This window comes from uncultured Enterovirga sp. (genome assembly GCF_964242715.1).
Lineage (GTDB): Bacteria > Pseudomonadota > Alphaproteobacteria > Rhizobiales > Beijerinckiaceae > Enterovirga.
Genome location: NZ_CAXTAZ010000003.1, coordinates 21,582 through 34,130 on the forward strand (window position 1 = coordinate 21,582; position 12,549 = coordinate 34,130).

Annotated in this window: 20 protein-coding genes; 16 read left to right on the forward strand and 4 right to left on the reverse strand. The window is 67.3% G+C overall.

Annotated elements, in window-relative coordinates; all coding sequences use genetic code 11:
• The first annotated feature begins 32 nt into the window (after positions 1-32).
• The 8 genes from ilvC (at position 33) to ACFE87_RS02525 (ending at position 6,359) form a co-directional block, all read left to right on the forward strand.
• On the forward strand, positions 33-1,052 hold the full coding sequence (ilvC, locus tag ACFE87_RS02490) for a ketol-acid reductoisomerase (RefSeq protein WP_375458029.1): 1,020 nt from the start codon (positions 33-35) through the stop codon (positions 1,050-1,052).
• Positions 1,053-1,112: 60 nt separating this feature from the next.
• Positions 1,113-1,400, forward strand: coding sequence for a BrnT family toxin (locus ACFE87_RS02495; protein ID WP_375458030.1), 288 nt, complete (start codon positions 1,113-1,115; stop codon positions 1,398-1,400).
• Positions 1,375-1,584 carry a hypothetical protein gene (locus ACFE87_RS02500; RefSeq protein WP_375458031.1) on the forward strand — a complete coding sequence of 70 codons (210 nt, stop codon included), beginning with the start codon at positions 1,375-1,377 and terminating at the stop codon, positions 1,582-1,584. The genes ACFE87_RS02495 and ACFE87_RS02500 overlap by 26 nt, the downstream gene beginning before the upstream one ends.
• Before the next feature lie 62 nt (positions 1,585-1,646).
• Positions 1,647-2,048, forward strand: a complete 402-nt coding sequence (locus ACFE87_RS02505) for a nuclear transport factor 2 family protein (protein ID WP_375458173.1) — start codon at positions 1,647-1,649, stop codon at positions 2,046-2,048.
• Positions 2,049-2,236: 188 nt separating this feature from the next.
• Complete coding sequence (locus ACFE87_RS02510; RefSeq protein WP_375458032.1) at positions 2,237-3,058, forward strand: ABC transporter ATP-binding protein; 822 nt, start codon at positions 2,237-2,239, stop codon at positions 3,056-3,058.
• Between the two features lie 28 nt (positions 3,059-3,086).
• The gene (locus ACFE87_RS02515; protein ID WP_375458033.1) at positions 3,087-3,872 is read left to right on the forward strand and encodes an ABC transporter permease; all 786 of its coding nucleotides are present in this window, start codon (positions 3,087-3,089) and stop codon (positions 3,870-3,872) included.
• Between the two features lie 75 nt (positions 3,873-3,947).
• The gene (locus tag ACFE87_RS02520; protein WP_375458034.1) at positions 3,948-4,976 is read left to right on the forward strand and encodes an ABC transporter substrate-binding protein; all 1,029 of its coding nucleotides are present in this window, start codon (positions 3,948-3,950) and stop codon (positions 4,974-4,976) included.
• 153 nt (positions 4,977-5,129) lie between these two features.
• Positions 5,130-6,359, forward strand: coding sequence for an MFS transporter (locus tag ACFE87_RS02525; RefSeq protein ID WP_375458035.1), 1,230 nt, complete (start codon positions 5,130-5,132; stop codon positions 6,357-6,359).
• A gap of 10 nt (positions 6,360-6,369) precedes the next feature.
• Here the strand turns inward: ACFE87_RS02525 and ACFE87_RS02530 are convergent, their stop codons facing one another.
• Positions 6,370-6,891 carry a DedA family protein gene (locus tag ACFE87_RS02530; protein ID WP_375458036.1) on the reverse strand — a complete coding sequence of 174 codons (522 nt, stop codon included), beginning with the start codon at positions 6,889-6,891 and terminating at the stop codon, positions 6,370-6,372.
• A gap of 239 nt (positions 6,892-7,130) precedes the next feature.
• On the opposite strand from ACFE87_RS02530, the gene pdxY reads away from it, so the two are divergent.
• From pdxY to ACFE87_RS02545, 3 genes are read left to right on the forward strand one after another with little or no spacing between them, the layout of a single operon-like run.
• Entirely contained in the window at positions 7,131-7,979 is an 849-nt protein-coding gene (gene pdxY, locus ACFE87_RS02535; protein ID WP_375458037.1) for a pyridoxal kinase PdxY, read from the forward strand.
• A 26-nt stretch (positions 7,980-8,005) separates the two neighbouring features.
• Complete coding sequence (locus ACFE87_RS02540; protein ID WP_375458038.1) at positions 8,006-8,905, forward strand: PhzF family phenazine biosynthesis protein; 900 nt, start codon at positions 8,006-8,008, stop codon at positions 8,903-8,905.
• On the forward strand, positions 8,902-9,612 hold the full coding sequence (locus tag ACFE87_RS02545; RefSeq protein WP_375458039.1) for an NUDIX domain-containing protein: 711 nt from the start codon (positions 8,902-8,904) through the stop codon (positions 9,610-9,612). Before ACFE87_RS02540 ends, ACFE87_RS02545 begins: the two co-directional genes overlap by 4 nt.
• On the opposite strand, the gene ACFE87_RS02550 is transcribed toward ACFE87_RS02545, so the two are convergent.
• Positions 9,609-9,959, reverse strand: a complete 351-nt coding sequence (locus ACFE87_RS02550; protein ID WP_375458040.1) for a hypothetical protein — start codon at positions 9,957-9,959, stop codon at positions 9,609-9,611. The two genes, ACFE87_RS02545 and ACFE87_RS02550, sit on opposite strands and share 4 nt — an antisense overlap.
• A gap of 68 nt (positions 9,960-10,027) precedes the next feature.
• Positions 10,028-10,363, reverse strand: a complete 336-nt coding sequence (locus ACFE87_RS02555) for a hypothetical protein (RefSeq protein WP_375458041.1) — start codon at positions 10,361-10,363, stop codon at positions 10,028-10,030.
• Between the two features lie 288 nt (positions 10,364-10,651).
• On the opposite strand from ACFE87_RS02555, the gene ACFE87_RS02560 reads away from it, so the two are divergent.
• From ACFE87_RS02560 to ACFE87_RS02580, 5 genes are all read left to right on the forward strand, one after another.
• A complete protein-coding gene (locus tag ACFE87_RS02560; RefSeq protein ID WP_375458042.1) occupies positions 10,652-10,861 on the forward strand; it encodes a cold-shock protein in 210 nt (69 codons plus the stop codon).
• 75 nt (positions 10,862-10,936) lie between these two features.
• On the forward strand, positions 10,937-11,206 hold the full coding sequence (gene infA / locus ACFE87_RS02565; RefSeq protein ID WP_375458043.1) for a translation initiation factor IF-1: 270 nt from the start codon (positions 10,937-10,939) through the stop codon (positions 11,204-11,206).
• 36 nt (positions 11,207-11,242) lie between these two features.
• A complete protein-coding gene (locus ACFE87_RS02570) occupies positions 11,243-11,443 on the forward strand; it encodes a hypothetical protein (RefSeq protein ID WP_375458044.1) in 201 nt (66 codons plus the stop codon).
• Positions 11,444-11,529: 86 nt separating this feature from the next.
• Complete coding sequence (locus ACFE87_RS02575; protein ID WP_375458045.1) at positions 11,530-11,754, forward strand: DUF6894 family protein; 225 nt, start codon at positions 11,530-11,532, stop codon at positions 11,752-11,754.
• Between the two features lie 10 nt (positions 11,755-11,764).
• Positions 11,765-12,046, forward strand: coding sequence for a hypothetical protein (locus ACFE87_RS02580; protein WP_375458046.1), 282 nt, complete (start codon positions 11,765-11,767; stop codon positions 12,044-12,046).
• A gap of 132 nt (positions 12,047-12,178) precedes the next feature.
• On the opposite strand, the gene trxA is transcribed toward ACFE87_RS02580, so the two are convergent.
• The gene (gene trxA, locus ACFE87_RS02585; RefSeq protein WP_375458047.1) at positions 12,179-12,502 is read right to left on the reverse strand and encodes a thioredoxin; all 324 of its coding nucleotides are present in this window, start codon (positions 12,500-12,502) and stop codon (positions 12,179-12,181) included.
• Positions 12,503-12,549 lie beyond the last annotated feature (47 nt).

A 12,549-nucleotide genomic window follows, 5' to 3' on the forward strand; every position in this document is an offset into this window, starting at 1 on the left:
CTCGGACCGAGGCCCCTGGGAGGCAAGAGACCATGCGCGTCTATTACGATCGCGATGCCGACATCAATCTGATCAAGGGCCGCAAGGTCCTGATCGTCGGCTATGGCAGCCAGGGCCACGCGCATGCGCTGAACCTCCGGGAATCCGGCGTGAAGGAGGTCGCGATCGCCCTCAAGGAGAGCTCGGCCACCCGTTCCAAGGCGGAGACCGCCGGCTTCAAGGTGATGAACCCGGCCGAAGGCGCGAAATGGGCCGACATCGTCATGATGCTGACCCCGGACGAGCTCCAGGCCGACATCTACCGCGACAGCCTCGAGGCCAACATGAAGGAGGGCGCGGCACTCCTCTTCGCGCATGGCCTCAACATCCATTTCAACCTGATCGAGCCCCGCACGGACCTGGACGTCCTGATGGTCGCCCCGAAGGGTCCCGGCCACACCGTCCGGTCCGAATATCAGCGCGGCGGCGGGGTCCCGACGCTGATCGCGATCCACCAGGATTCGTCCGGCAACGCGCATGACCTCGGCCTGTCCTACGCATGCGCCATCGGCGGCGGCCGGGCCGGCGTGATCGAGACGAATTTTCGCGAGGAATGCGAGACCGACCTGTTCGGCGAACAGGTGGTGCTCTGCGGCGGCTTGGTCGAGCTGATCAAGGCCGGCTACGAGACGCTGGTCGAGGCCGGCTACGCGCCCGAGATGGCGTATTTCGAGTGCCTGCACGAGGTGAAGCTGATCGTCGACCTCATCTACGAGGGCGGCATCGCCAACATGAACTATTCGATCTCGAACACGGCCGAATACGGCGAATACGTCACCGGGCCGCGCATCATCACGTCCGAGACCAAGGCCGAGATGAAGCGAATCCTGGCCGACATCCAGGGCGGCATCTTCACCCGCAACTGGATGCTTGAGAACCGGGTCAACCAGACCTCGTTCAAGGCCACCCGCGCCCGCATGGCCGCCCACCCGATCGAGAAGGTCGGCGAGCAGCTGCGCGGCATGATGCCGTGGATCAAGGAGAAGGCCCTCGTCGACAAGGCGAAGAACTGAGCCGCACGCCTGTTCGGCTTGAATGGCCCCCGACAATCTCATTGACGTTGTGGGGGCGGAATGGGCGAGACCGACGACTTCACGTGGGACGATGACAAGGACGCGCTGACCTTTGAGCAGCGCGCCCTTCGTCTCGTGATGGCTGCCCAGATGTTCGATGGCCGGGTACGGCTGGAACGCCCGTCGAAGAATTCCATGTCGGACGCCTTGCGTGTGGAGTCGATGGCCGAAGTCGACGGTCGCGTGCTATTCTGCGTCTGGACGTGGCGCGGCGAGCGGCGGCGTATCATTTCGCTGCGCCCCGCGAGCAGGAGCGAGCGACGTGCCTACAGAGAAGCAACTCGCTGAAGCGGAGCGCCTGCTGCGAGAGTTCGACTGGTCGGAAATCGACAAGATGTCGGACGACCAAATTCGCGCTGCCTGGGCTTGGGACAAGGACACCGTATGGCCGACCGACGTCGAGCTCGCGGAGTTCGATCTCGTGATCCCGGCGAAGAGCCGGCGGCCGCCGCCCAAGGAGGCCGCCGAATAGCTTGCCTCCCGGCCTCCGTTCAGGCTCCATTCCACCAGGAGACGTGGAACACGGTGGACGCCATGAAGGACGCGGTCGAGCAGCTTATCAGGTCGGCCTATCGGGCCCGCATGGCCGGCAATGTCGACGAGATCATGGGTCATTTCGGCGACGCGGCTCATTTCGCGCTGAACGGATCGACCGCCGCGAGTCCCTTCCCGGTCGCCGTAGCTGGAAAGGCCGCGATCCGCGAGGTGATGGGGCGGCTCGTCTCGGCCTTCGAATTCAGCGACGCCGAGATCCTGAACCTGATCGTCGAAGGGTCGGACGCCGCCGTGCATTGGCGCGTCCGGATTCGAGGACCGCAGGGCGGGGAGCCGGTCGAGACGGAACTCGTCGACATCGTTCGGATCGACGGCGGAAAGATCGCCTCGATCAAGCAATTTGCCGACACGGCGCTGGCCGCTCACATGCTCAAATCGTGACGTCCACCGCACGGCGAGTGGCCAGCGCACCCGTTCCGGAATGGTCGGCCCTCGATGCCGCGGACCGCTGCGGTACCTGGCTCTTCGAGGCGCCGCGACCGTCGACGCGACTTGGCCCGTGCGTCCTCGCCGATTAGGGTCCCGCCGGCGTCGAGGACCGGCGCGCACGCGCCAGCATATCGATCACCATGCCAGACGATAACCAGGGCGGAACGGCCGTCTCGCTTGGCGGAGTGGCGATCACCTTCCCGCTGGCGGGGGGCGACGTCTACAGGGCCGTCCAGGCCATCGACCTTGCCGTCGCGCCCGGAGAGTTCGTGTCGATCGTCGGGCCGACCGGCTGCGGAAAGTCGACGCTGCTGAATGCGACGGCGGGCCTCCTTGCCCCGAGCGCCGGGACCGTCCACGTCTTCGGCGAGCCGCTTTCCGGGCTGAACCGGCGTTCGGGCTACCTCTTCCAGGCCGACGCCCTGATGCCCTGGAAGACGGCGCTCGACAATGTCGCGGTCGCGCTCGAGCCCAAGGGCGTCGCCCGCCGCGAGGCGCTGGAGCGGGCGGCGCAATGGCTCGCCCGGGTCGGGCTGAAGACCTTCGTGAACTCCTACCCGCACATGCTGTCCGGCGGGCAACGCAAGCGCGTGGCGCTCGCCCAGATCCTGATCCGGGATCCCGAGATCCTTCTGATGGACGAGCCCTTCGGCCCGCTCGACGCCCAGACCCGCCAGATCATGGGCAACCTCCTCCTCGACCTCTGGGCGGCCGACCGGAAGGCCGTGATGTTCGTGACCCACGACCTGGAGGAGGCGATCGGCCTCTCGGACCGGGTCGTCGTCATGTCGGCCGGCCCGGCCGCGACCATCATCGGGGATTTCACCGTCGGCCTCGCCCGTCCCCGCGACACGGCCGAGATCCGCCTCGACCCCGAATTTCACCGCATCCACAAGGAGATCTGGTCGAGCCTCCGGGCCGAGGTGCAGAAGGCCTATGCCTTCGGGGAGGGCGCCGCGTGAAGACGTTCCCGTCACCGGAGACAACCCCGTGAGCCGCGTCAAACTTCTCCTCGCCCAGGCTGGCGTCGGCCTCGCGCTTCTCGCGATCTGGCATGTCGTCACCGCCTACCCGATCTTCGGGAGCGTGAAGAACACGCAGTTCTTCTTCTCGACGCCCTTCGACGTCATCGCCCGGGTGGTGAAGGAATTCTCCGGCATCGAGATTTGGGGCCATCTTTGGATCACGCTCCAGGAGACGATCCTGGCCTTCGTGTTCGGGGCCGGAGGCGGCATCCTGATGGGATTCCTGTTCGCGCGGCGCGCGCTCCTGGCCGCTATCTTCGACCCCTACATCAAGGCCGCGAATGCCCTGCCCCGCGTGGTGCTGGCGCCGATCTTCGCGCTCTGGTTCGGCCTCGGCATCTGGTCCAAGGTGGCGCTCGGCTTCACGCTGGTCTTCTTCATCGTCTTCTTCAACGTCTATCAGGGCGTGCGCGAGGTCTCGCCCACCGTGCTGGCCAATGCCCGCATGCTCGGCATGAACGAGCGCCAGCTGCTCCGCCACATCTATTGGCCGGCGGCGCTGACCTGGATGTTCTCCTCGCTCCACACGTCGGTCGGCTTCGCGCTCGTCGGCGCCGTGGTCGGCGAGTATCTCGGCTCCTCGGCCGGGATCGGCTACAAGATCCAGGAGGCCGAAAGCGTCTTCGACGTCACCGGCGTCTTCGCCGGCATGGTGATCCTGTCGATCTTCGTGATCGCGATCGATTCCGTCGTCACCGTCATCGAGCGGCGCCTGATGGTGTGGCGGCCGGAGGCGGCGGGCAAGTTCTGAGCGGGTCCGGCGGAGCGCTTTGCCGAACCGGCCCGGCACGTTATGGCACCACGAACAACGGACGGAGGATCACCCATGGATCGTCGGCAATTCCTCAGTGGAACGACCACTCTCGCCGCCTTGTCGCTCGCCGGGAGCCAGGCCTTCGCCCAGGCGGCCGGCGCCCCGGAAAAGGCGAGCCTCAAGCTCGGCGTCGGCGGCAGGCCGCTCCTCTACTACCTCCCCCTCACGGTCGCCGAGCGGAAGGGCTTCTTCAAGGAGGAGGGCCTCACGGTCGAGATCAACGATTTCGGCGGCGGCGCGAAATCGCTGCAATCCCTGATCGGCGGCTCGGTCGACGTCGTCACCGGCGCCTACGAACATACGATCCGGATGCAGGCCAAGGGCCAGATGATCCAGGCCGTCTGCGAGCTCGGCCGCTTCCCGGCCATCGCGGTCGCGGTCCGGAAGGAGAAGGCGGGCGAGATCAAGTCGCCGGCCGATTTCAAGGGCCGCCGCATCGGCGTCACGGCCCCGGGCTCTTCGACCGCGATCCTGGCGCAATTCGCGATGGTCAAGGCAGGGCTGAAGCCGAACGACGCCGCCTTCATCGGCATCGGTGGCGGCGCGGGCGCGGTGGCCGCGATGATCAAGGGCGAGATCGACGTCATCTCGCATCTCGACCCGGTGATCGCGAAGCTCGAGGAGGACGGCCTCATCTCCACCCTCATCGACACGCGGACCGAGGCCGGCACCAAGGCGCTCTTCGGGGGCTCGAACCCGGCGGCGGTCGTCTATCTCAAGTCCGATTTCGTGAGCGCGAACCCGAACACGGTGCAGCGTCTCGTCAACGCCCATGTGAAGGCGTTGAAGTGGCTCGCCGCCGCGACTCCCGAACAGGTCGCGGACCTCGTCCCGACCGAGTACCACCTGAACGACAAGCCTTTGTACCTGAAGGCGGTGAAGAACTCGCTCGAGAGCTATTCGCGCTCGGGCCTGGTACCCCAGGGCGGGCAGGAGAGCGTGCTCGACATGCTGCGCACGATCGATCCGGAGTTGGCGGGTGCGAAGATCGACCTCGCGCAGACCTTCAACGGCAGCTTCGTGCGCCGCGCGACCAGCTGACGCCGGCTCTCGCCGGAAAAAGACCCTTCGCGAAGGACGGGCCGCCTGTCCCTCGCAGGGCAGCCCTGCGGGATGCGGCGCCTACGGCGCCGCATCCCGGGATAGACCATCCGGCAAGGCCGCCTTCGACGGCCCGCCGGGAAGGACCGCAACATGGACGCGAAAACGGGGGAGGTCGGCGTCCAGGCTCCCCCTGGCCAGGGATCCAGCGAGACCGCCTTCCGGGTCATCGCGACGGTCAGCTTCTGCCATTGCCTCAACGACCTGATCCAGTCGCTCCTGCCCGCGGTCTATCCCATCCTGAAGAGCGAATACCGGCTGGATTTCGCGCAGGTCGGCCTCATCACGCTCGCCTTCCAGCTCTCCGCCTCCCTGCTCCAGCCGGTGGTCGGCCTCGTGACCGACCGGCGCCCGATGCCCTATTCGCTGACGGTCGGCATGGGCGTATCGCTGCTCGGGCTCCTGCTCCTCGCGACCGCGTCGAGCTTCGGCGTGATCCTGGTCGCGGGCGCGTTGATCGGCGTCGGGTCGGCAATCTTCCATCCTGAGGCGTCGCGGATCGCCCGGGCGGCCTCGGGCGGCCGCCACGGCCTCTCGCAATCGATCTTCCAGGTCGGCGGCAATCTCGGCCAGGCGCTCGGGCCGCTGCTCGCGGCCTTCATCGTGGTCCCGAGGGGCCAGGGCAGCCTCGGCTGGTTCTCGATCGGGGCCCTCGTCGGAATGGCGTGCCTGTTCCAGGTTGGGCGCTGGTACGCGTCCCACCTGTCATCCACCCTGGCGCGCCGCGCCACGGACACCCGCGAGCACGTGCTCTCGCGCCGGCATGTCGGCTTCGCCGTCCTTGTTCTCGTGCTCCTCGTCTTTTCGAAGAACTTCTACACCGCGAGCTTCACGTCCTATTACACCTTCTACCTGATCGAGCGGTTCGGCGTGTCGGTGCAGGAGGCGCAGATCTACCTGTTCGTGGCGCTTGGTGCGATCGCAGCCGGCACCATCCTGGGCGGCCCGATCGGCGACCGGATCGGGCGCAAGCCCGTGATCATCGGCTCGGTGCTCGGCGTCCTGCCCTTCACGCTCATCCTGCCGATGGCGGACCTGTTCTGGACCGTCGCGCTGACGGTCCCGATCGGCCTGATCCTGGCCTCGTCGCTCACGGCGATCCTCGTCTACGCGCTGGAACTGGTACCGGGCCGGATCGGCCTCGTCTCGGGCCTGTTCTTCGGGCTGTCCTTCGGGATGGGCGGGCTCGGAGCCGCCGCGCTCGGCGAGGTGGCGGACCGGACCTCGATCGAGACCGTCTATCGGATATGTGCCTGGCTGCCCGCGATCGGCATCCTGGCCTTCCTGCTCCCGGCCGCGCGGGAGCGTGCGGAGCCGCGGTAGCGGGCGAGGTTCACTTCTTCAGCCAATCCATCAGGCCGGCCCCCGGCGCGAGGATCAGCGTCGCCCAGACGAGGGCCGAGGCGACATTCGCGACCTGGAAGCGGAAGCGGGGCATCTCGAAGATGCCGGCGACCAGCGGCACGAGCGCCCGCAAAGGCCCGAAGAAGCGGCCGACGAACACCCCCCAGGCGCCGTATCGCTGCATCATGGCCTCCGTCCGGGCGACGAGGTCGGGCTGCCGGTTCAGCGGCCAGGAATGCTGGATGCTCGGGCCGAAATAGCGCGCGACCTCGTAGCTGATCCAGTCGCCCAGGATCGCGCCCGCGGCCGCCCCGGCCCAGATCGGCCAGAACGCAAGGTCGGCGCCCCCGATCAGCGCACCGATCCCGACCAGGATCACGGTCGCGGGAATGAGCACGGAGAGAACCGCCAGCGACTCGCCGAAGGCGAGCGCCCCGACGATGAACGGCGCCCATCCCTGGTTCGCGCGCACGAAATCGAGAATGGGCGCCGTGTATGCATCGAAGTTCATGGGGCTCGCTCACGGTGGCAGGCGTGCCGACCGGTCGACGGTGCCCTCGCGCTCCGCCTCACCGATCGGGCGGTGCGGGTCAAGCCGAGACAGCGGGCGGTGCAGAATTCCTCTGCTCCGGACAGGGACAAGCGGGCGAACCTGCTGGTGATCGGCTTTGACATTCGGGAGAGGGTCCTACGAACCGCGCTCTCGTTGACGAGGCTGGCCGTTCCGCCCCGGCAGGCCTAGATGGCGCCATGAACATCCTGTCGATCCAATCGCACGTCGCCTACGGCCATGTCGGGAATGCCGCCGCCACCTTCCCGATGCAGCGGCTCGGGCACGAGGTCTGGGCGATCCACACCGTCCAGTTCTCGAACCACACCGGCTACGGCGCCTGGACCGGGCGCGTCTTCGACGGCCAGGCGGTCGACGAGGTGGTGGAGGGCATCGCGGCCAGGGGCGTGCTCGCCGGCTGCGACGGCGTCCTCTCCGGCTACATGGGCTCCGCAGATATCGGCCAAGCCGTGCTCGGCGCGGCCGCGCGGGTGCGCGAGGCCAATCCGCGGGCCCTCTATTGCTGCGATCCCGTCATCGGGGATGTCGGCCGAGGCATCTTCGTCCGACCCGGCATTCCGGAATTCATGCGCGACCGCGCCGTCCCGGCGGCCGACATCGTCACGCCGAACCAGTTCGAGCTGGAATACCTGTCTGGCCGAACCGTCGCGACGCTCGCGGACGCGAAGGCGGCGCTCGCGGCGCTTCGGGACCTTGGTCCCCGCACCGTGCTAGTGACCTCGCTGCGGACCGATGCCACGCCCGCGGATGCGATCGACCTCGTCGCGGCCGACCGGGATTCGGTGTGGCAGGTCCGGACGCCCCGCCTCGGCCTCTCGGTGAACGGGGCGGGCGACGCGGTCGCGGCGTTGTTCTTCGTGCATCTCCTGGCGACGGGCTCGGTCCGCGAGGCGCTCGCGCGGGCGGCCTCGTCCGTCTACGGCCTTCTCAAGCGGACGGCGGAGGCGGGATCCCGCGAAATCCTCCTCGTCGCGGCGCAGGAGGAATTCGTCCGGCCGACCTGGACCTTTTCGGCCGAGCCGGTCTAATCGCGCCCCTTTCGCCGGGACATTCCATGCGCCGCCGCTTCGTCACCCTCGACGTCTTCACCGACCGGCCTTTCGCGGGAAACCCGCTCGCGGTCGTGCTCGATTCCGAGGGGCTCGACGACGCGGCGATGCAGAGGATCGCGCGCGAGTTCAACTTGTCGGAGACCGTGTTCGTCTGGCCGCCCGAGGATGCGCGCCACCGGGCGAGCCTGCGCATCTTTACGCCTGTTCGCGAACTGCCCTTCGCCGGACATCCGACCGTCGGCACGGCGGTGCTGCTCGCGTTGCGGGAGGGGACCGGGGCCGATGCACGCGCCTTCGGACTGGAGGAGCGGATCGGAATCGTGCCCTGCGTCGTCGAGACGGACGGCGACGACCGGGGTCATGCCCGTTTCCGCCTCCCGCGCCTGCCCGAGGCTTTGGAAGACGCCCCGGACGCGATGCTCGCCGCCTGGGGACTCGGCCTCGACCCGGCCGTGATCGGCTTCGATCGCCACCGGGCGAGCCGGCATTCGGCCGGCGTGCCTTACGATTTCGTGCCCGTGTCGTCGCTCGAGACGCTGGCCCAGGCGAAGCCCGCCGGCGAGGCCTTTCTCAAGGCCTTCGGCGGCAACCATCCGGCGGCCTATGTCTATGCGCGCCAGCCCATCGGCAGCGGGCAGCGCTTCAGGGCCCGGATGTTCGCGCCCGGAATGGGCATCGCCGAGGATCCGGCGACCGGCTCGGCGGCGGCGGCCTTCGCGGGCGTGCTGATGCAATACGAGCCGCTCGGCGACGGCGAGCACGCCATCGTGGTGGAGCAGGGCTACGAGATGGGTCGGCCGAGCGAAATCCAACTGCAGGTCACGATCCGGAGCGGCGTGCTCGCCTCGGCCGAGATCGGCGGTTCCGCCGTGATCGTCTCAGAGGGCGAGATCCGGGCTTGACCCAGATCCGCCGGGTCGCCCGGGTCGAAGCGCGCCTGGAGCCGTTCGCCTGGGCCTGGCCGGACCAGAATGCGGCCCTGGTCTCGGCGCATTGGCAGGCCCGATCGCGCAGCCATCCGGGCGTCTTCAACGGCCGGGTGCTGATGGTCTCGGACCTCGCCGAGGCCGACGGGATCCTGCAGGCCCACTTCTTCGAGACGGATTATGCCGCGATGCTGGCCTGGATCACGCACGGTTTTCCGGGTGCGCCCGTCTGGAACGGCTTCGCCATGGGCGCGCTCCGCTGCCGCGACGGCGGCTATCTCCTCGGCCGCATGGCGGAACAGACGGCGAATGCCGGACAGCTCTACTTTCCCTGCGGCACGCCGGACCGGGATGACCTGCTGCCCGGGGGTGGCGTCGATCTCGCCGGCAGCATCCACCGGGAGATCGCGGAGGAGACGGGCCTGACACCTGCCGATTATGCGCTCGACCCGAGCTGGGTCGTCGCGGAAGATCGCGGCTACCTCGCCTTCCTGCGGGAGGGCCGGCTCGAGCTTACCGCGCGTGAGGTGCGGGAGAGAGTGACGAGCCATCTCGCCGCGGAGGCCCGCCCCGAACTGGCAGGCATCGAGATCGTGTCCCGGCCGGAGGAACTGGAGGAGGCCGCCATGCCGGGCGTGGTGAAGGCCTTCCTTCGTGAGGCCTTGGCCCGCGCGCGGGCCTAGGGATAGCCGTAGCGGCGGCGGGTCGCGGCGACCTGCGCGCGGGCGTCGCCATCACGGCCGGCCACGCAGGCCTGCGTGGCTTTGTCGAGATCGGCCGTCGCACGCGCGAAGACGCTCTGCGTCAGGTGGCCGACCTCGGCGTCATTGGCGAGCACAGCCCTGAACCGGGCGACGTCGCCGGCACACCCGGATCCCTCCGGCATCCGGGATGTCGAGGGCGTCACACCGGAAGCAGCGGGGGCCGGAACAGCCGCGTTCGGAGCCGACGCTCTCGGATTGCAGGCCGCGAGCATCGCCGCGACGACGGCTGCGAACACCAACACCGGCATGCGAGCGTGCGAGATCATGGGTTCCTCCGGCAGAAGAGGGGTCCTCATGGACAGCCTGCCTGCCCCGGTCAACGCCGCCCGGCGCCTCAGAGCAGCTCGTAGGCGAAGATGAGCGAGAGCAAAGCCAGACTGAGGAGGCCGAGCAGGAAACAGCCATCGGCCGCCGTCTCGAGCCTGCGGCTCAGCGCTGCGCGCCTTTCGGTTCGGATCGAGCCGTAGGATGCAAGCGCGCTGAAGAGGAACATGGCCCCGACGATGCCCCCGAATTCGTCCACACGGCTCGCGAGGGCCTTCGTGCCCTCCAGGACCTTCACGAGCCCGATCAGGGTCGTGCAGATGCCGAGCATCGTACCGGCGGTCGGCAGGATGTGCTGCTGGAGCCTGGCCGCCTGATCCCCTGGAAGTTTTCCGTCGTTGCTCAAAGCTTCACCTCCGGCTCTCCCCGAAATCCTTGGTGGCAGATCCCGCTTCCTGCAAGGAACAGGTTGACGGGCCGGTCGATACACTTCGCGTGGGTCGCGGCTGCACTTGCAAAAGGGGCTCCTCGCGCCTATGTGAAGTCGTCGACTTTTGGCCAGACAACTGGGCCGCACTTCGCGTTCGCGCGACGCACGCTCCGACTATCTCTCCAAAGATCAGCGAGCCGGGGCAGCGGGCGTGCGATGGCGCATCCGGGCGTCACGTGCGTCACCCAGCGAAGGAGTGCTCCTATGATCATGGGCACCGTCAAGTTTTATAACGATACCAAGGGTTTTGGCTTCATTCAGCCGGATGACGGCAGCAAGGACGTTTTCGTCCATGCAACCGCACTCGAGCGCGCCGGCATTCGGGGACTGGCCGAAGGCATGAAGGTGTCCTTCGAGACCGAACAGGACCGCCGGTCCGGCAAGGTCGCTGTCAGCACCCTCCAGGTCGCCTGATCCCGACGACCGCAAACACCTGGAGCCGCCTCCGTTGGAAACGGCTCTTTTGACACCAACGAAGAGCGAGGCCGCGTGAAGGAAGAGCTGATCCAATTCGAGGGGCTGGTGACCGAAATCCTGCCCGAGGCGCGCTATCGCATCCAGCTGGACGTCGGGCATCACATCATCGCCTACACGGCCGGCAAGATGAAGAAGCACCGCATCAAGACGCTCGCCGGAGACCGGGTCACGGTCGAAATGTCGCCCTACGATCTCGAGCGAGGTCGGCTCATCTTCCGCCACAAGGACGAGCGCGGCCCGGTCGGAAGCCGACCGCCGGCCCGGCGCTTCTTCCGACGATAGCGGGTCGAGTCACCGACCCCGAGAAGGATTGCCCGAATGTCCGAACATCAATTCAAGCTCGGCCAGAATGTCCGTATCAGCCGGTCGTTCCCCGACCGGACGAGCCAGGGCAATTACGAGATCATCCGGCTGCTGCCTGAATCCGTCGATGGCGAGCCCCACTACCGGGTGCGGGGGCCGGACAAGGTCGAACGGGCTGTCGGTGAAACTCAGTTCGTGAAGCCGGAAACCGAGTAAGGTAAGGGTCGGAACTCGCCCTGGCGAGGTCCATCCGATCAGGCGGCGTGGCGCAAACCCGTCTCCGTAGAGAATGTCAGGTTCACGTGGCGCGCTATTTCTTCTCCATCCGATACCGAGACCGGAGCCTGCCCGACCGGGAGGGTGTCGAACTCGAAGACGGCGTGGATCTTGGGCAATGCGCGCTCTATCTCGCGGCCCGCCTTCGGGCGGACACCGCCATCACCGAGGCGCAGTTTCCGGGCTGCATGATCGAGGTGTCGAACGGCCGGGGAGAACTCATCCTCCAGGTTCCCGTTCCGACACCGTGAGGGGATCCAGATGACCCAACACCCAACAGGCGTACCCCCCACGGCCGCAGCTCGCCAGGAGCGCGCCCGCAAGGTTGCTCAGGAGGGCGAAGCTGCCCGTGCCGAGCAGCAGGCCTCCGCGGACGCGACGGATGCGAAGACGGTCCGGCTCCGGGCCATGCGGCTCGAGCGCGAGCGCGTGGAAGCCGAAGAACTGAAGGCCAGCGAGGTCAAGAAACCGGCGAAGAAGGTTTCGAAGACCGTCAAAGCCGCGGCCCCGAAGGTGATCCGGCGTCGGATTCCGCTCGGGTAAAATGGTCTGCGGCGGCTCGCCGGAGCGCCGATCCCGAGAGACCGAAAGCCTGCGGAATAACGATGACCGTCGGTTCCGGGTTCTCGCCTGAGGGCGAGCCCCGGAATGACGACGGTGATACGGCCGTAGCGGTCAGGCCGCGCTTTTGGCGATCCAGCGGGACAGGTCGCCCTTCGGCTTGGCGCCGACCATCTGGTCGATCTTCTGGCCATCCTTGTAGATGAACAGCGTCGGGATCGACCGGATGCCGAGCTGCGACGCGATCTCGGGATTCTCGTCGATATTGATCTTGGCGATCTTCACCTTGCCGGCCATCTCGTTCGATATCTCTTCGAGCGCCGGACCGATCATGCGGCAGGGGCCGCACCATTCCGCCCAGAAATCGACGACCACCGTTTCCTTCGCCTCGAGCACGTCCGTCGCGAAGCTCTGATCTGTGACCTTGACGCTTGCCATCGTGTGATTCCCTCCGCCGCAGCGGGCGTGTGTAGACCGAGACGTAA